Below are 16,976 nucleotides of genomic sequence, written 5' to 3' on the forward strand. Positions count from 1 at the left end.
ACGTCTGCACACGACGCCCGCCAACGGGCTGCCACGAGCACTAGGCCGGACCGCAGCCGAGTCCCGCACCAGGCCCCTGCCCGAACCTACGGATCAAGAGGTTGCAGGTTCGAATCCTGCCGAGCGCGCACCAGCTCAGAGGCCCCTTCCGATCATCGGAAGGGGCCTCTTGCGTATGCGTTGACATCAGTTCTGACATCAACCACCCGGGCATCGTCGTGTCAGATCCTCGACAGGAGGAGCCGCAGGCCAAAGGTCACGATGCCCGCTCCGGCTGTGTGGGCGGCACCCTGCGATGCCTGTCATGAGAGCAAGAGCGCGCGACGCTGTCATGAGTTGACTTGAGGGGGCGGACGGTGGTGCGCCGTCCGCCGGGGGCGTCACCCGTGACGGTGGTGGTCGTGCTGGCGGCTGTGGCCATGCTGGTGATGGTGGGCGTGGCAGTCGGAGAGCTGGAAGGAGGCGATACGGGTGTTCCAGTTTCCGGTGCCATCGGCCGGTTGGTACTGGTTGGTGTACCAGAACGTACAGTCGTCCACCGGGTCGATCGCCATGGAGGTGTAGTCACCCCAGCGATTGCTCCCGGTCTGGGAGCCTGCGCCGGTCCACACGGTGGTTTCGTGGAACGTCATCAGGTTCGGCGGGTCGTGCGCCAGGCGTCCGGTGACGCGGATCGAGGGATGGGTCCGGGAAGACGACTGCGAGTATCCCAGGGCGATGTCGCCGTTCTTGTCCATGGCTGCGGAGCCCATCCACCGGTACGTGGGGCCCGGAGCGTAGGTGCTCTGCTGGTGGACGACCGGTCGGCCATGGCGCAGCCGCAGTTCGTACCAGCGCACGCCCACGCCGCCGCGGGCATCGACCGCGTGGTTGACGACCAGGGACTGGTGGTCGCCGAAGTTGCGGTAGGCGAACCGGTACATAGGAGAGTAGGAGAGCGAATCCAGCTTCTGGGAGGTGCCGGCCTGGGGGACGCAGTGGGTGGGATCGGTACTCTCGCAGGCCCGGGTGTAGGGGGCCACCTTCAGCTCCTGCGGGCCCGTGAGGGTGGTGCGGGCGTGGTCTGTCCAGTCGACGTGGAACCGCCAGTACTGAAGCCTGCCGTCGGTGGGGCCGAGGTTGATCAGCAGGTTGGGCTCGCCCCGCGGGGGTGGGGTCCTGCCGTCGAGGTCCGAGCCGAGCGGGATGGTCGATGCCGGGAGGGTGTAGCACTGCTGGTTGGCGTCGGCTCCGCGCAGCATCTTGTGCCGGTCCCAGGCGCACGCCTCGAAGAGCGACCCGGCGGCGGTGGCGGTCACGTAGTAGGCGTCCGGCCACACCGCGAACTTCGGGTGGTCGGGGAGGGTCTGATACCCGAATTCGTAGCGGTAGTACTCGCCGGTGGCGTCCGCGGTGCGGGAGACGCCCACGCACAGTCGATTCGTGTTGGTTACGGGGTCACTGGCGAACTGGTTGATGATCCAGCGGTGGGCCAGGGAGTCCCAGCGGACTTCAGGGTCGCCAAGGAAGGCGGTCTCAGCGTTCTCGCACGGTCCGCCGAACCCGCTGAACAGGGTTTGGGTCGTCAGCGGCCTCAGCAGGGTGGTACCGGACTTGGAGTACACCGCGAGTTTGAAGTTGGTGATCTCTACGACCTGGCGGGAGCCTACCGAGGCGTTGGGGTCGGGAGGGGTGCCCCCACCTTCCCGGATGCCATCGAAATTGACGCCCAACCGGATCCGACCCCGGCTGCCGTTGCGGTTCTGCACCACCCCGTCGGGACCGGCGGTGGCCTTGGCGGAGCGCGGGTGCGGCCCCTTTCTGGGGGACATGGGGTCGGAAGCGCGCCGGAGCTGTCTGGGTCTTTGCGACAGCTCACGCAACGGTGGCGAGGTGTCATGGTGCACCGCGGGGCCGGAGTCAGGGGACCGAGTAGCCTGCGCGTGGTCGCCCGTCTTGGGTGCCGCTCTGGCGGCGGGCACGGCGGACCACTCAGGGGAGGCCAGCAACGCCGCTCCCACTGAGGCGACGGCAACGATCGAACGCAAGGCACGGGATACGTGCATCAAACCTCCGAACGAGTCGGTGAGCCGACCCGTTCGGCCGCCTGGTGACGGCGGTATTCGAGACAAACCCCACGCGTGTGCGGGGGCTGTCGCGACCTCCCCGCACCCCCGCGCGCCGGGGGCAGGTTTCAAGGCCACAATATGAGGGCGGGTGACTCATGTGATTGTTTGGGAAACCTAGTTATCCACCTCGTCCGCTCACCGTTGGGGTGACGGGTGTCGTGTCGGGTGCGGTTCAGCCGTATGGCGCTGCCTACATGACGGGCATTCGAGCTCACCGCCGCCCTCACTGTGGTGTCGGGTGCGAGGAGCGAGGAAACGAGACCGGTCAGGCGTGGGTCTCGTCTGGCGCAACCATCGGTTGCAGGTGGGCGATGCCTGCGGTTCGGAGGTGACGGCAACCTTGACGGCAACGACGGCACACACAAGCCGCCGAAAGCCACCCCGGCCGATCGTCGCGGCGGAGAGAGCGGAGCCGCAGCCCAGTGCTGTGCCCGAACCCGCGGATCAAGAGGTTGCAGGGTCGAATCCTGCCGAGCGCGCAATAGGCCGGAGCCCCTTCCGGTGATCGGAAGGGGCTCTTTTAGTGATCCGGGCTCGCTCTCGATGGACACTCAGGTAGTACGCCCTACCTCGGTGCCTGGAAGCCGCCGATCTTCTGCTCGAGTAGTTCGGCCAGCCGCAGTGGGGTGCGGTCCTCGAATGTCGGGCCGATGAGTTGGACTCCCACGGGCAGGCCCTCGGGGGAGCGGCCTGTTGGGATGGCGGTGGCGGGTAGGCCGGGCATGGTGGCCAGGCCGGCCCAGACGAGTTGGTCGAGGTAGGGGTACTCGGCGCCGTCGATGTCGATCCGGCGTTCCCTCGGGTCGGGGTTGTGGTCGTGCGGGAACGCGGGGGTGGGCGTGATGGGGCACACCACGGCGTCGAACTCGGTGAAGAGCTGACGCCAGCCGTGGCGGTGGAGTTCGCGGCGGCGGTCCGCCTCGATCCAGTCGCGGTGGCTGAACGCTATGCCGCGCAGCCGCGCCGCATCGAGGCTCTGGTCGTCCGCGTCCAGTCCGGCGGCCTGGGTCCGTAGCCGCTCGTAGGCTTCGAGGGGGAAACTTCCGCCGAAGCCCGAGAACAGCAAATGCGTGTAGAGGACCGCGGCTTCGCTCAGGTCGGGTAGCAGCGGACTGTGGTGTTCGACGCGGGCGCCGCCGTCGGCAAGAGCGTCGGCCACTCGGGTCACGCCCGCCCGCACGGCGGACCCGGTCGGAATGAGCGGATGGTCGTCGAGGACCAGGACCCGGAAGTCGTGGAGTCGCTCGTGGCGCGCGGGCGGCAGGGTCACGTCGTGTGCCACACCGAGGGTCAGTGGGTCGGATCCGGCCATGACGTCGAGCAGGAGCGTGAGGTCGCGGGCGGTGCGCGCCATCGGGCCGACGACGGCGAGGTCAGGTTCGGTCGGCAAGGCCGGCGCGGTCGGCGGGACCATACCGCGGCTCGCCGCCAGTCCGAGCGTCGGCTTGTGTGCGTAGATGCCGCAGAAATGCGCGGGGGTGCGCAATGAACCGGCGATGTCGGAGCCGATGGACAGCGCGCCGAATCCGGACGCCAGGGCCGCCGCGGATCCGCCGGAGGAGCCACCCGACGTACGACCGTGATCCCACGGGTTATTGGTGGTGCCGTAGATCTCGTTGAAGCTCTGGATATCTTGCAGCCCCAAGGGCACGTTGGTCTTGCCGAGCACCACCGCGCCCGCGGCCTTGAGCCGCGACACCTGCACCGCGTCCTCGGCCGGTATGTGGTTCCGGTGTGGTGGCATGCCCCAGGTCGTGGGCAGTCCGGCGATGTCGTAGGACTCCTTGACCGTCACCGGGATGCCGAGCAGCGGCCGGTCCTCACCGCGGGCACGCGCCTGGTCGGCAGCGTGCGCGGCGGCCCGCGCACGGTCGAAGTCCGGCACACAGATCGCGTTGATCGCCTTGTCGTCCCGCTCAATACGGGCGATCGCCTCGTCAGTCAGTTCCGTCGAGCTCACTTCACCGGCACGTATGGCGGCCGCGAGTTTTTCGGCCGTCAGAAAATTCCACTCCATGAATCCGACGGTATCGGCCTCTGGAATAGGCCATAAAATGTCGTTTCGCACAATGGGGTGGATGGCTTCACACTCATCATGTTTCCCTCCGGCATAGGCAATTCGCCCGACCGTTGGCCTCCCTCGGTCGTCGTGGCCACGTACGGCCCCCACGCGGGCACGAAGTTCGCCCTCGATGCGGTCGGTGACTCGCTGCGCCGGGAGCCGGCGCCGCTGGGCGTGGGGGGATCCGAAGACAGCCACGACATGAGGCCCCGGTTCGGCTGGATCTGACCTTGCGGCCACGGCTAGCGCCGCCCCCGCACGGTATTAGTTGTCCGTTAGTGGAACGCCAACGCGATCTTCGAAGCTGATTGTCGTCCGGGAGCGAGACGACAGAACACAGCAACGCGAGGTCACGATGAACAACACCACCAGCAACCGCTTCCGCGGTCGCGCCGGCCGCCGTATCGCCGCAGCCCTTGTCGCCGCCGCGGCGCTGAGTCTGGGGGCCACGGCCTGTGGGCCGGACGACTCCGGGGCCGACTCCTCCGGCTCCTCGGCCTCGGCCCAGCCCACCAGCGGCTCCTCCTCGGACAACTCCGGTTCGCAGGGCGGGAACGGCGGCAAGACCGACACGGCGCCGCCCGCCGCCGGCAACGGTGGCGCCGAGGGTGGCGGCAACGGTGGAGGGTCCGCCTCCCCCGGGGGCGGCGCCGCCAACGCGGGGAACCACCGCATGTACGTCGGCACGCTGAAGTACCTCGCGCCCGGCAAGCTGACCGTCAAGCCCGAGAGCGGCGGCATGGAGCAGGCGTTCCTGATCTCCAACGCCACACAGATCCTCGGCGCGGCCGCGATCTGCTCCGACGACGGCGGCACCGTGTCCATCGGCGACGACGGCTACGGCACCTCCAAGTGCACCGTGGAACAGCTGGAGAAGGCCGCGAAGACCAACAGCGTGACCGTCCGCGTCACCATGAACGCCAAGTCCGGCGCCGCCGAGTCGGTCGAGGAGAAGTACCACCCGTAAGCCACGGGAACCCGCACTCCCGTACTCCCGTACTCCCGTACTCCCGTACTCCCGCACTCCCGCACTCCCGCACTTCCGCACTTCCGCGCGCCCGGTGGGCCCTCCGCCCACCGGGCGCGCGTGCCTGCGCGATCACGCACATGTGGTGACAACCGTCGTACCAGCGGCTGATCCCATCGGCCGGTGTGTACTGCGTTCTCAGTAGCGCGAAATGTCGGCAGGCGCACGACGACAGGGCGGCCCGCTCCCGGGGAGTCTGGGCGGACGGTCGGCACCAGATGCGGACAGTCGGCACCAGATGTGGAGACCTCCTGCCGTGGCTACATTCCTTTACCAAGTGGGCCGTCTGGCCTTCCGGCGGCGCTGGTACGTCGCCCTCGTCTGGGCGGCCGTCCTGGCCGCCGTCGGGCTGGGCGCGCTCAACGCTTCGGGGGCTTCCGACGAGGAGTTCTCGATGCCGGGCATCGAGTCCCAGAAGGCGTTCGACCTGATGGAGCAGCGCTTCCCCGGGGCCTCCGCCGACGGCGCGACCGCCCGGGTCGTCTTCGTCGCGCCGAGCGGTGAGAAAGTCACCGCCACCGAGAACAGGCAGGCCGTCGAGAAGGCCGTGGCAAGTCTCGGTGACGGGGCGCAGGTCGCGAGCGCCGTCGACCCGTTCCAGGCGAAGGCCGTCAGCAAGGACGGCACGACGGCGTACGCGACGGTCACCTACAAGGTCGCCGCCAACGACCTCACCGACGCCAGCAAGAACCAGCTGGAGCGGGCCATCCACACGGCCCAGGGCTCCGGGCTGACCGTCGAGGCCGGTGGAAGCGCGATGGACAGCGGCGGCGGGCCCGGGGGCGCGGCCGAGGTGATCGGTGTCGCGATAGCCGCCGTCGTGCTGCTGGTCACGTTCGGTTCGCTGGCCGCCGCGGGGCTGCCGCTGCTGACCGCCATCATCGGCGTCGGCGTGAGCATGGCCACCATCCTGACCCTGTCCGCGGCGCTGGGCCTGTCCACGACGACCGGCACCCTGGCGATGATGCTGGGGCTGGCGGTCGGCATCGACTACGCCCTGTTCGTCGTCTCCCGCTACCGCGAGGAGCGCGCCAAGGGCCGGGTGCCGCGGGAAGCGGCCGGTCTGGCGGTCGGCACGGCCGGTTCCGCGGTCGTTTTCGCCGGCCTTACCGTCGTCATCGCGCTGGCCGGGCTCGCGGTGGTCGGCATCCCGATGCTCACCAAGATGGGCCTGGCCGCGGCGGGCGCGGTCGTCGTCGCCGTACTGGTCGCGCTGACGCTGGTCCCGGCGTTCCTCGGCTTCTGGCCGAACGCCGTGCTCCGGCGGCGGGCCCGCAGGAGCGGACGGATCGAGGACGAGGGCACCCGGGACAACGGGGGCAGCCGCTGGGCGCGGTTCGTGCTGCGGCGTCCGCTGCCCGTGCTGCTGCTCGGCGTGGTGGGCCTCGGGGCCCTCGCGGTGCCGATGACGGATCTGCAGCTCGGCATGCCGGGGGACGAGGCCAAGTCGACCTCCACCACCGAGCGCCGGGCCTACGACGCGCTCGCCGAGGGCTTCGGGCCGGGCTTCAACGGGCCGCTGACCGTCGTCGTGGACGCGAAGGGCGACACCGACCCGAAGGGCGCCGCCGACACGGTCGCGAAGGAGATCGGCGGCACCAAGGGAGTCGTCTCCGTCTCCCCGGCCCGCTTCAACGAGGCCGGTGACACGGCCGTCTTCCAGGTCGTGCCGTCCACGGCGCCGACCGACGAAAGGACCAAGGACCTGGTCACGACCATTCGGGGCGAGCGGCCCGGGGTCGAGTCCAAGACCGGGGCGACCTTCGAGGTCACCGGTTCGACCGCGCTGAACATCGATGTCTCCGACAAGGTGCAGTCCGCGCTGATCCCCTACCTGGTCGTCGTGGTGGGCCTCGCGATCGTGCTCCTGCTGGTGGTCTTCCGGTCCCTGTTCGTCCCGCTGAAGGCGGCCCTCGGCTTCCTGCTGTCGGTGCTGGCCTCCCTCGGCGTGGTCGTCCTCGTCTTCCAGCAGGGCCACGGCGCCGAACTCCTGGGCGTGGAGCAGACCGGCCCGATCATGAGCCTGATGCCGATCTTCCTGGTGGGCATCATCTTCGGCCTGGCCATGGACTACGAGGTGTTCCTCGTCTCGCGGATGCGGGAGGCATACGTCCACGGCGAGCGGCCCGGCCAGGCGATCACATCCGGCTTCCGGCACAGCGCACGCGTGGTGGTGGCCGCCGCGCTGATCATGATCGCGGTGTTCGCCGGGTTCGTCGGCGAGAGCGACTCCATGGTCAAGATGATCGGGTTCGGGCTCGCCTCCGCCGTCCTGTTCGACGCCTTCGTCGTACGGATGGCGATCGTGCCCGCCGTGCTCGCCCTGCTCGGCGACCGGGCCTGGTGGCTGCCGAAGTGGCTGGACCGGCTGTTGCCCAAGGTCGACGTCGAGGGGGAGGCGCTCGGCCGCCGGGCGGACTCGGGGCCGGATTCGGGATCGGGACGGGATTCGGGACCGGGATCGGGACGGGATTCGGGATCGGGACGGGATTCGGGACCGGGATCGGGTCGGGATTCGGGATCGGGATCGGGTCGGGATTCGGGATCGGGACGGGATTCCGGATCGGGATCGGACCCGGAACCGGCCGGGACGACCGACCTGGAAGTGACCCGCACCTGATCGACCGCCGGACCCGCCCCCACCGGGGCCGCCCGTGGCGAACGACACGGGCGGCCCCGGCGGCCGTCCGTGCGGTCCGCACGCGGGGAACGGGCACGGTGACCCCGGAGCGCCGAAAAGGCCATGGTGGCCCACAGAGCACGGAATCCGTCACAGTGGCCTACAGGGCATGGAATCCGTTCACGGTGGCCCACAGAGCGCCGAATCGGTCACGATGGCCCACAGCACCGAGCGGAGAGCCCAGCCGATGAGCACCAGCCTTGAGCGTTACACGGACCGTTTCGAGCAGTACGCCGACCGCTACCCCCTTGTCATCGACGTGGTGCTGGTCCTGTCACTGATGGGCTGTGCGACCCTCGGCAGCAATCTCACCCTGCCCGGCGCCGAGCCACCCGACCAGGACAGGGCCGCCACCGTCCTCATGGGCGTGTCCTGCCTCGCCCTGCTGAAGTACCGCAGCCATCCGCGCACCGCGGTCGTCGTGACCGCGGTCTGCACGGTGATCGCGATCTCGCTGGGGTACCTGTTGACTCCCCTGCTGCTGGGACCCGTCATGGCGGCGCTCTACTGGCTGGCCACGCTCACCGACCGGAAGACCACACGCGTCTTCGGCGGCACCATCATGGCGGCGCTGATGGCCACGTCAGCGCTCGCCGACTCCATGGACAGTCTCTCGCTGGTGCTCAGGACGGTCGGCCCCTTCTTCTGGCTGCTGCTGCCGCTCGCCGCCGGCAACATGACCCGGCTGCGGCGCGCCTACCTGGCATCGGTGCAGGCCCGCGCCGAACACGCCGAGCGCACCCGGGAGGAGGAGGCACGGCTGCGCGTCACCGAGGAGCGCATGCGGATCGCCCGCGAGCTGCACGACGTCGTGGCGCACCATATGGCCCTGGCCAACGCGCAGGCCGGTACGGCCGCCCACCTCGCGCTCACCAGTCCACAGCAGACGAAGAAGATCCTCACCGACCTGACCGGCACCACGTCCTCCGCGCTGCGCGAGCTGAAGGCCACGCTGGGACTGCTGCGCCAGACCGACGACCCGGCCTCCGCGTCGCTGGAGCCGTCCCCCGGTCTCGCCCGGCTGCCGGAACTGGTCTCGGCGTGTGCGTCCGCGGGGCTCGCCGTCACGGTCAGCACGACGGGGGAGCCCCGTCCGCTCTCCCCCGGGGTGGACCTGACCGCGTTCCGGATCGTGCAGGAGGCGCTCACCAACGTCTCCAAGCACGCCGCGGTGGACTCCGCACAGGTACGCTTGGCCTACTCCGGATCTCGCCTGCTGATCACGGTCAGCAACGACGGCCCGGACACCAACGGCACTCCAGGCACCTCAGACACCCACGGCACCATAGGCGCCACCGATGCCGCCAAGGCCATGCCGGGCCGGGGCTTCGGCGTCATGGGCATGCGTGAACGCGCCCGCACCATCGGCGGCGAGCTCTGTGCGGGACCCCGTCCGGAGGGTGGCTTCGAGGTCACCACCGCGCTGCCGCTCCAGCCCTCGGCGTCCGAGGCATCCCAGGCATCCGAAGCGCCCGAAGCACGTGAAGCGCCCGAAAAACGTGAAGCACCCGAAGCGGCCGTAGGCGCCACAGGCGCCACAGGCGCCACAGACGCTCCGGCGCGAGGAGAAGAGTCATGACCATCAGGGTGCTGCTCGCCGACGACCAGACCTTGCTGCGGGCCACCTTCCGGATCCTGATCGACTCCTGCGAGGACATGACGGTGGTCGGTGAGGCATCGGACGGTGCGGAGGCGCTGGAGCTGACCCGCGCCCACCACCCCGACATCGTCCTCATGGACATCCGGATGCCGGGGACCGACGGTCTCGCCGCCACCTCCGCGATCTGCGCCGCCCCGGAGCTGGCCGCCACCCGCGTCCTCATCCTGACGACGTTCGAGACCGAGGACTACGTCGCCCAGGCGCTGCGCGCCGGTGCCAGTGGCTTCCTCGGTAAGGACGTCACCGCCGACACCCTGCTGGCCGGTCTGCGCACGGTCGCCTCCGGCGACGCGCTGCTGTCACCCGCCGCTACCCGCACCCTCATCACGAACTTCCTCATGTCCCCCGCCCCCGACGCCCACCTCGCGCCCCCGCAGCGCCTGTCGGAGCTGACCGTCCGCGAGCGCGAGGTGATGGGCCTGGCCGCCGAGGGCCGGTCCAACACCGAGATCGCCGAGATCCTCACGCTCAGCCCGCTGACCGTGCGCACCCACATCCACCGCGCCATGACGAAGCTGGGTGCCCGCGACCGTGCCCAACTGGTCGTCATCGCCTACCAGACGGGCCTCGTGCGGGCGGCGCCGCCCACACCGTGACCATGACCATGACCATGACCGCGGACGCCGACCGGCGTCCTGGCAGGAGCTCACTTCTGGAGCTCACTTCTCGATCGGCGGGCAGTAGCCGGTGTCGTTGCCGATGGAGTTGATCGTGGCGTTGTCCCTGTGGTCGCCCGCGTAGTTGATCTGGTCCGTGCACTTCATGTCACCCTTCCTGAGAGTGCCCTTGGACGTTTCTTCCTTCTGGATCGGCGGGCAGTAGCCGGTGTCGTTGCCGATGGAGTTGATCGTGGCGTTGTCCCTGGTGTCCCCGGCGTAGTCGATCTGGTTCGTGCACTTCATACCGGGCTTCATGGGGGTGCCCTTGGCGGTGTCCTTGGCCTGGTCCTGGCCCTGGTCCTGGCCCTGGTCCTGGCCCTGGTCCTTCGCCGTGGGCGCGGAGGATTGCGGGGCGCTCGCGGAGGCGGAGGGTGAGGACGAGGAGTCGGTCTCGCCGTCCTGGCATGCGGTGAGCCCGAGCGCGGCGACCGCGATGATCACGGCGGCGGCGGCCTTACGGGCGTGACGGTTGTGGCGGAGGGCGGTGCGGTGCGACATGGTCTTCCCCGTTCTCGCGATGTGGTCTCTCGCGACGTGGTGTTTCGGGCTCGTGAGAACAAGACTGTCGGCCGCCGCTGATGATCTGCCGCCGTACGGCTAACGCTCCACTAACGCCCGGTCGCGCTGGTCGACGACTATCCGCCGGCGATCCGGGAGCGCTATGGCGCGCGAAGCGTGCGGGGGAGGCGGGCAGTCGGGGTCATGGGGGCGTTGAACGCCGTGGTCTTCGTCGCCGTCCCGGTCGTCGGCCTGGTGGATCTGCGGAGCCGGGCCGACGGGGGGCGGCGATATGGATTTCCCTTAGCGGCGAGAACGACGTAGAGTTACGTTCACCGACGCGGGGTGGAGCAGCTCGGTAGCTCGCTGGGCTCATAACCCAGAGGTCGCAGGTTCAAATCCTGTCCCCGCTACTCAGGTATCGAGGGCCCGGCACTTCTTCAGTGCCGGGCCCTCGGTCGTTCGGTCGTGCCGAGGACCCGGCCCCGCCGCCGTCAGCGCGTGACCTTCCAACTCACCGGGCGCTTGGTGTCATCGCCTGTGCTGTACGTCACCACCGACGGCCGTATGCCGTTGGGCACCAGGAACACCTTGCACAGCGAGACCCTCGCCCCCACCGCGAAGTCGTCCGGGTCCTTGCCCGGGCAGGCCGCCACCTCGGTGTCGCCGGTGATGAGCGGCTGGTCGTCCACACCGCCTGTGTCCTCTAGCCCGGTGGGGGTGTTGAGGAAGGGGTAGTGGAGGGAGCTCTCGCCGATGTTCTCGAAGGTCATGGTGACGTAGTACGGCTGGGTGGTCCGTACGTCGGACGGTTCCGCACCCGCCCTCCTCAGCTCGGCATGGGTGCCCTTGCGCACACTCACCGCCGTGACCCGCAGGGCGCCGCGCATATGGTCCGAGCCGCGCTTGTAGGTGACCGATGTGGGCTCACCGAGCCGGAGGGTCTTGCCGCCGTCGCGGTCGGCCGCCATGTCGGCGCGGGTCGCGGGCTGCCGTCGGCCGGACGCGGCGGTGTCGTCCTCGCACCCCGCCGTGGCGAGGGCGAGGAGGGTGACGCCGAGGGCGCAGACGAGGGCGGTCCCGGATCGGGCGGCGGCGCGAGGCGGGCGGTTGGGCATGGACGGTCCCCCGGTGGTTGGTCTTGGCCGGTCGGTGACGACGTCGAGCGAGTGGTGACTGCCGTAGATGGATACGCCGGTCACGGAGCGCCAGTTCACCTTCTCGGTTCCCGTGCGGTGATCTTGCTACCGCAGATCATCATGGGCGTGACAAAACCACTGGTCGAGGCTGTGATCAACTCGGAGCGAGAGCTTGAGACGAGGCTGTAGCAATACGCCCGGGGCAACTACCGTGATCCGTATGGACGATCCCGCCGTGGCGTCGGTGCAGCGGTTCTGGCAGGACCTCGGGCTGCCCGGACTCATCGATGTGCACACCCACTTCATGCCCCAGCGCGTACTGGACAAGGTCTGGGCGTTCTTCGACACCGTGGAGCCGCGCTGGCACATCACCTACCGCGAGGAGGAGGACGAACGCCTCGCGACGCTACGGGCGTTCGGCGTACGTGCCTTCACCTCGATGCTCTACCCCCACAAGCCGGACATGGCGCGGTGGCTGAACGGCTGGGCGGCCGATTTCGCCGCCCGTACGCCGGACTGTCTGCACACCGCGACCTTCTACCCCGAACCCGGTGTGGAGGAGTACGTGCGAGCGGCGCTCGAGGGCGGGGCGCGGGTGTTCAAGGCCCATGTGCAGGTGGGGGCGTACGACCCGGGTGACGCGCTGCTCGACCCGGTGTGGGGGATGCTCGCCGAGAGCGGGACGCCCGTCGTCATCCACTGCGGCTCGGGGCCCCACCCGGGCAAGTACACCGGACCGGAGCCGGTGGGGCGGGTGCTGGCCCGCCATCCTCGGCTGCGCCTGATCGTCGCGCATATGGGGCTGCCGGAGTACGCGGACTTCCTGGGGCTGGCGGAGCGGTACGGGGAGGTCCACCTGGACACCACGATGGCCTTCACCGACTTCACCGAGCGCCAGTGGCCGTTTCCACGCTCGGAGCGGGGGCGGCTGGCGGCCGTGGGAGACCGGGTGCTGTTCGGGAGCGACTTCCCCAACATCCCGTACGGGTACCGGCATGCGCTGGACGCGCTGACGCGGGTCGGGCAGGACGAGGAGTGGCTGCGCGGGGTGTGTTACGGGAACGCGGCGCGGTTGTTCGGGATATGACGGGTTGTGACTGTTCCGGATCGTGACTGTTCCGGGTCGTGGCTGTTCCGGGTCGTGGCTGTTCCGGATCGTGGTGCGGTTGTCCGGAAATGGCGCTCGCCCGGTGCCTGCCTGCGCCGGCGCCGGGCGAGGGGGCTGAGCGGATCGGTCAGCTCTTGTCGAGCGGCAGCGCCTCGGCCAGCGTGCGCCACGCCGCACGGGGGAGGCTGGACATCGGGTCGTCGGTCACCACCTGGATCGCGAGGTGGTCCGCGCCCGCGGCCAGGAACTCGTCCACGCGCGCCCGGATCGTCTCCGCGTCGCCGAGCGCGTACATCGCGGCGAGGAGACGGTCGCTGCCGCCGTCCGCGAAGTCCGCGTCCTCGAAGCCCAGCCGCCGGAAGTTGTTGGTGTAGTTGGGCAGCGCCAGGTAGCGGGCGAGGTAGTCGCGGGCGGTGGCGCGGGCGCGGTCCAGGTCCGTGTCGAGGACGACCTTCAGCTCCGGCGCGAGTACGGCGTCCTTGCCCAGGGTGTCGCGGGCCTCGGCGGTGTGCTCCGGGGTGACGAGGTACGGATGCGCGCCGGCCGCGCGGTCACGGGACAGCTCGAGCATCTTGGGGCCGAGGGCGGCCAGGACCCGCTGGGCGGCGGGGACCGGGGCCGGGGCGGAGTCCAGCGCGGTCAGGTACTCCTTCATCGCCGTGTACGGGCGCCGGTAGCGCTCACCGGCGAGCGCGCTGTGGCTCACGCCGAGGCCGAGGAGGAAGCGGCCGTCGTGGGCGGCGTTCAGCGCGGTGTGCCGCTCGGCGACGTAGGCCGCCTCATGGTCCCAGATGCTCAGGATTCCGGTCGCGACGGTGATCCGGGAGGTCGCGTCCAGCAGGACTCCGGCCTGATCCGGGCTGGGGTTGCCACCGAGCCAGATGGCGCCGTACCCCAGCTCGTCCAGTTCGGCCGCCGCCTCGCCGACCTGTTCTGATGGGGCGAAGTCCGTCTTCAGGGCCGCGGTCCAGATGCCGATCTTGCCAAGTGCGGGACGTGAAGTCATACAGGGGGAAGCCGGAGAGTCCTTCCGGATATTCCGTGGTCCGCACGGCTGCTCCCCGCCCCGGGCCCGCTGTTTCGCCTCCCGGCCGGTCCCGTCCCGGCCTCCACAGGATTCTCAGGTAATTCACAGCCGGCCGAAAGGGACCTCTCAGGGCCCGCTCCGAGGGTGGAGGTCATGATGCCGACCTCGCCTCATGGGCGTACCGAGCTGCTGCGCCCCGACGGGAGTCCCGTCCGGGTGCTGGTTGTGGACGACGAGTCGGCGCTCGCCGACCTGCTGTCGATGGCCCTGCGCTACGAGGGGTGGGAGGTGCGCACCGCGGGTGACGGCGCGGAGGCGATCCGGGTCACCCGTGAGCTGCGCCCGGACGCGGTGGTCCTGGACATCATGCTGCCCGATATGGACGGGCTCGCGGTGCTGGGGCGGCTGCGCCGCGAACTGCCCGACGTCCCGGTGCTGTTCCTGACCGCGCGGGACGCGGTGGAGGACCGGATCGCGGGGCTGACGGCGGGCGGCGACGACTACGTCACCAAGCCGTTCAGCCTGGAGGAGGTCGTCGCCCGGCTGCGTGGGCTGCTGCGCAGGTCGGGGGCGGCGGCCGCGCGGAGTGAGTCGATGCTGGCCGTCGGCGATCTAGTCCTGGACGAGGACAGCCACGAGGTGTCGCGCGGGGGCCAGGAGATCCATCTCACCGCGACCGAGTTCGAGCTGCTGCGCTACCTCATGCGCAATCCGCGCCGGGTGCTCAGCAAGGCGCAGATCCTGGACCGGGTCTGGAGCTATGACTTCGGCGGCCAGGCCAACGTGGTCGAGCTCTACATCTCGTATCTGCGGCGCAAGATCGACGCGGGCCGCAGCCCGATGATCCACACCCGGCGGGGCGCCGGGTATCTGATCAAGCCCGGGGAGTAGACACCGTGGCGCACCTCCCGCCCCGGCCGTCCCGGGGCCCCGACATGCCAGGCGTCCACGGGACGCCTGGGGCCACCGGGACGCCTGGCGTCTCCGAGCCGTCCGGCGCCGCCGGGGAGCCCGGCATTCCCGGGCCGCCGCCGAGCGCGGGAGCGGCGCGGGGACGCACGCACGCCCGGCGCGCCCAGCGGGCGGGGCGCACTCAGCGGGCCGGGGCTGCTCAGCGGGCCGGGGCCGCACAACGAGCCGGGCGCACTCAGCGGGCCGGGCGCCGCCCCTGGTCCCTGCGCACCCGTCTGGTCGTCTCGGCCGTCGCGCTGATCGCGGTGGTCTGCGCGGTGATCGGCACGGTCACCACCCTGGCCCTGCAGTCGTACCTCCAGGGCCAGGTGGACGGTGATCTGCGCGCGTCCGTGGGGCGGTTCCTGAACAAGCCGGGTCCGGCGGGCGGACTCCCCCGGGACGATGTGCTCTTCGTCGCCTCGCCCGGTCAGCCCATCGGCACGGTCGGGGCGCGGTTCGGCCAGAACGGCGAGATCTCCATGTCCGGCAAGAGCAATGACTCGCCCATGACGAACGAGGTCGACGCCGAGAGCCGGGTGGACTCCCTGACCAGCGGTCAGCAGAAGGCGATCGCCGCCGTCCCCCGGGACGGAGGCGTGCACACCATCGATCTGCCCGGCCTCGGCGGCTATCGGGCGGTGGCCCAGTGGGACCACCGGGAAGGCGGCATCGTCCTCGCCTTCCCGCTCGACCAGACCCAGGAGACGGTCAACACCCTCATCCTCGTGGAGGTCTGTGTGACCGCGGCCGGGCTGGTCGCGGCCGGGATCGCCGGGGCCGCGATGGTCGGCATCTCGCTGCGCCCGCTGCGCCGGGTGGCCGCGACCGCGACCCGGGTCTCCGAACTCCCCCTGCACAGCGGCGAGGTGGCGCTGCGCGAGCGCGTCCCGGCCTCGGAGGCCGATCCGCGCACCGAGGTCGGCCAGGTGGGCGCGGCGCTCAACCGCATGCTCGGCCATGTGGAGTCGGCGCTCGCGGCCCGCCAGGAGAGCGAGACGCGGGTGCGGCAGTTCGTCGCCGACGCCAGCCATGAGCTCCGTACGCCACTCGCCTCCATCCGCGGCTACGCCGAGCTGACCCGGCGCGGCCGGGAGGAGATCGGGCCCGACACCCGGCATGCCCTCGGCCGGGTCGAGTCCGAGGCCGGGCGGATGACCGGGCTGGTCGAGGATCTGCTGCTGCTGGCCCGGCTGGACGCGGGACGGCCGCTGGAGTGCGCGGAGGTCGATCTGTCCCCACTGGTCGTGGACGCCGTCAGCGACGCGCGGGCGGTCGGCTCCGACCACGAGTGGCGGCTGGAGCTGCCCGATGAACCGGCGGCCGTCTTCGGCGACGACGCCCGGCTGCGCCAGGTGCTGGTCAACCTCCTCGCCAACGCGCGGACGCACACCCCGGCCGGCACCACGGTCACGGCGCGGGTGCTGTGGGGCGGGCCGCGGGCGCCGTACCCCTCGCCGTATCGGGCGCCGTACGGCCTGTCCTACGGCGTCTCCTACGGGGCGCCGTCATCAGGCGCGTCCCCCGGGATGCCTTACGGACCTCGGATGCCCTACGGACCTCCCCCCGGGACGGTCGGGGCCGGTGGACTCCATGGGACCCATGGACCCCATGGACGCGGTAAGGGGCGCGGTTCACCGCACGCCCAGCCGCACGCCCAGCCGTACGCCCAGCCGTACGCCCGGCCGTACGCCCCGCCCTACGGCTCCCCGTACGCGGCCGCCCGCGCCGCCGGGGCCTTCGGCTCGCCGCCGCAGCCGCCCTCGTACGTCTCGCTGGAGGTCGAGGACGACGGTCCCGGCATTCCGGCTGAGCTGCTGCCGCATGTCTTCGAGCGGTTCGCGCGCGGCGACGCCTCGCGCTCCCGCGCCGCGGGCAGCACGGGGCTCGGCCTGGCCATCGTGCACGCGGTCGTGGCCGCGCACGACGGGCGGGTGACGGTGGACAGCGTCCCCGGGCGCACCGTGTTCGGCGTCCACCTCCCCGTGCACCGGGCCGTTCACCAGGGCGTAACGGACTCACAGGCAGGCCACAGGCTGACCACACAGCCGTGACAG

Annotated in this window: 12 protein-coding genes and 1 tRNA gene; 8 read left to right on the top strand and 5 right to left on the bottom strand. The window is 70.3% G+C overall.

Translation table 11 applies throughout. The features are described 5' to 3' along the window. Positions 1-380 precede the first annotated feature (380 nt). Together NP777_RS20705 and NP777_RS20710 are read right to left on the bottom strand one after the other, a co-directional pair. Positions 381-1,811, bottom strand: coding sequence for a hypothetical protein (locus NP777_RS20705; RefSeq protein ID WP_256651649.1), 1,431 nt, complete (start codon positions 1,809-1,811; stop codon positions 381-383). Positions 1,812-2,673: 862 nt separating this feature from the next. Beyond that, positions 2,674-4,125 carry an amidase gene (locus NP777_RS20710; protein ID WP_256651650.1) on the bottom strand — a complete coding sequence of 484 codons (1,452 nt, stop codon included), beginning with the start codon at positions 4,123-4,125 and terminating at the stop codon, positions 2,674-2,676. 400 nt (positions 4,126-4,525) lie between these two features. Here NP777_RS20710 and NP777_RS20715 point away from each other — a divergent pair, with 400 nt between their 5' ends. The 4 genes from NP777_RS20715 (at position 4,526) to NP777_RS20730 (ending at position 10,133) form a co-directional block, all read left to right on the top strand. Then, positions 4,526-5,137 (top strand): hypothetical protein, encoded by a 612-nt coding sequence (locus NP777_RS20715; protein WP_256651651.1) that lies wholly within the window; start codon positions 4,526-4,528, stop codon positions 5,135-5,137. A gap of 316 nt (positions 5,138-5,453) precedes the next feature. Continuing rightward, complete coding sequence (locus NP777_RS20720) at positions 5,454-7,817, top strand: MMPL family transporter (RefSeq protein WP_256651652.1); 2,364 nt, start codon at positions 5,454-5,456, stop codon at positions 7,815-7,817. 247 nt (positions 7,818-8,064) lie between these two features. Next, positions 8,065-9,456, top strand: coding sequence for a sensor histidine kinase (locus NP777_RS20725; RefSeq protein ID WP_256651653.1), 1,392 nt, complete (start codon positions 8,065-8,067; stop codon positions 9,454-9,456). After that, on the top strand, positions 9,453-10,133 hold the full coding sequence (locus NP777_RS20730; RefSeq protein WP_256651654.1) for a response regulator transcription factor: 681 nt from the start codon (positions 9,453-9,455) through the stop codon (positions 10,131-10,133). The genes NP777_RS20725 and NP777_RS20730 overlap by 4 nt, the downstream gene beginning before the upstream one ends. Positions 10,134-10,196: 63 nt before the next feature. Here the strand turns inward: NP777_RS20730 and NP777_RS20735 are convergent, their stop codons facing one another. After that, entirely contained in the window at positions 10,197-10,694 is a 498-nt protein-coding gene (locus tag NP777_RS20735; protein WP_256651655.1) for a hypothetical protein, read from the bottom strand. Between the two features lie 339 nt (positions 10,695-11,033). On the opposite strand from NP777_RS20735, the gene NP777_RS20740 reads away from it, so the two are divergent. Next, a tRNA-Met gene (locus NP777_RS20740) sits at positions 11,034-11,107 on the top strand. An 81-nt stretch (positions 11,108-11,188) separates the two neighbouring features. On the opposite strand, the gene NP777_RS20745 is transcribed toward NP777_RS20740, so the two are convergent. After that, on the bottom strand, positions 11,189-11,896 hold the full coding sequence (locus NP777_RS20745) for a hypothetical protein (protein ID WP_256651656.1): 708 nt from the start codon (positions 11,894-11,896) through the stop codon (positions 11,189-11,191). A gap of 157 nt (positions 11,897-12,053) precedes the next feature. Between NP777_RS20745 and NP777_RS20750 the strand changes: the two genes are divergently transcribed. Beyond that, the gene (locus NP777_RS20750; protein ID WP_256651657.1) at positions 12,054-12,920 is read left to right on the top strand and encodes an amidohydrolase family protein; all 867 of its coding nucleotides are present in this window, start codon (positions 12,054-12,056) and stop codon (positions 12,918-12,920) included. A gap of 148 nt (positions 12,921-13,068) precedes the next feature. Here the strand turns inward: NP777_RS20750 and NP777_RS20755 are convergent, their stop codons facing one another. Continuing rightward, on the bottom strand, positions 13,069-13,947 hold the full coding sequence (locus NP777_RS20755) for an LLM class F420-dependent oxidoreductase (RefSeq protein ID WP_256651658.1): 879 nt from the start codon (positions 13,945-13,947) through the stop codon (positions 13,069-13,071). 174 nt (positions 13,948-14,121) lie between these two features. Here NP777_RS20755 and NP777_RS20760 point away from each other — a divergent pair, with 174 nt between their 5' ends. Continuing rightward, positions 14,122-14,859 (top strand): response regulator transcription factor, encoded by a 738-nt coding sequence (locus tag NP777_RS20760; RefSeq protein ID WP_256651659.1) that lies wholly within the window; start codon positions 14,122-14,124, stop codon positions 14,857-14,859. A 44-nt stretch (positions 14,860-14,903) separates the two neighbouring features. Beyond that, complete coding sequence (locus NP777_RS20765) at positions 14,904-16,973, top strand: sensor histidine kinase (protein ID WP_256651660.1); 2,070 nt, start codon at positions 14,904-14,906, stop codon at positions 16,971-16,973. Positions 16,974-16,976 lie beyond the last annotated feature (3 nt).

The sequence above is a fragment of the Streptomyces rugosispiralis genome (genome assembly GCF_024505145.1).
In the GTDB taxonomy this organism is placed as follows: domain Bacteria; phylum Actinomycetota; class Actinomycetes; order Streptomycetales; family Streptomycetaceae; genus Streptomyces; species Streptomyces rugosispiralis.

Coding starts and splice junctions, on each gene's coding strand:
- NP777_RS20715 (WP_256651651.1), top strand. CDS start 4,526: ATGAACAACACCACCAGCAACCGCTTCCGCGGTCGCGCCGGCCGCCGT.
- NP777_RS20710 (WP_256651650.1), bottom strand. CDS start 4,125: ATGGAGTGGAATTTTCTGACGGCCGAAAAACTCGCGGCCGCCATACGT.
- NP777_RS20765 (WP_256651660.1), top strand. CDS start 14,904: ATGCCAGGCGTCCACGGGACGCCTGGGGCCACCGGGACGCCTGGCGTC.
- NP777_RS20750 (WP_256651657.1), top strand. CDS start 12,054: ATGGACGATCCCGCCGTGGCGTCGGTGCAGCGGTTCTGGCAGGACCTC.
- NP777_RS20760 (WP_256651659.1), top strand. CDS start 14,122: ATGATGCCGACCTCGCCTCATGGGCGTACCGAGCTGCTGCGCCCCGAC.
- NP777_RS20725 (WP_256651653.1), top strand. CDS start 8,065: ATGAGCACCAGCCTTGAGCGTTACACGGACCGTTTCGAGCAGTACGCC.
- NP777_RS20735 (WP_256651655.1), bottom strand. CDS start 10,694: ATGTCGCACCGCACCGCCCTCCGCCACAACCGTCACGCCCGTAAGGCC.
- NP777_RS20730 (WP_256651654.1), top strand. CDS start 9,453: ATGACCATCAGGGTGCTGCTCGCCGACGACCAGACCTTGCTGCGGGCC.
- NP777_RS20755 (WP_256651658.1), bottom strand. CDS start 13,947: ATGACTTCACGTCCCGCACTTGGCAAGATCGGCATCTGGACCGCGGCC.
- NP777_RS20705 (WP_256651649.1), bottom strand. CDS start 1,811: ATGTCCCCCAGAAAGGGGCCGCACCCGCGCTCCGCCAAGGCCACCGCC.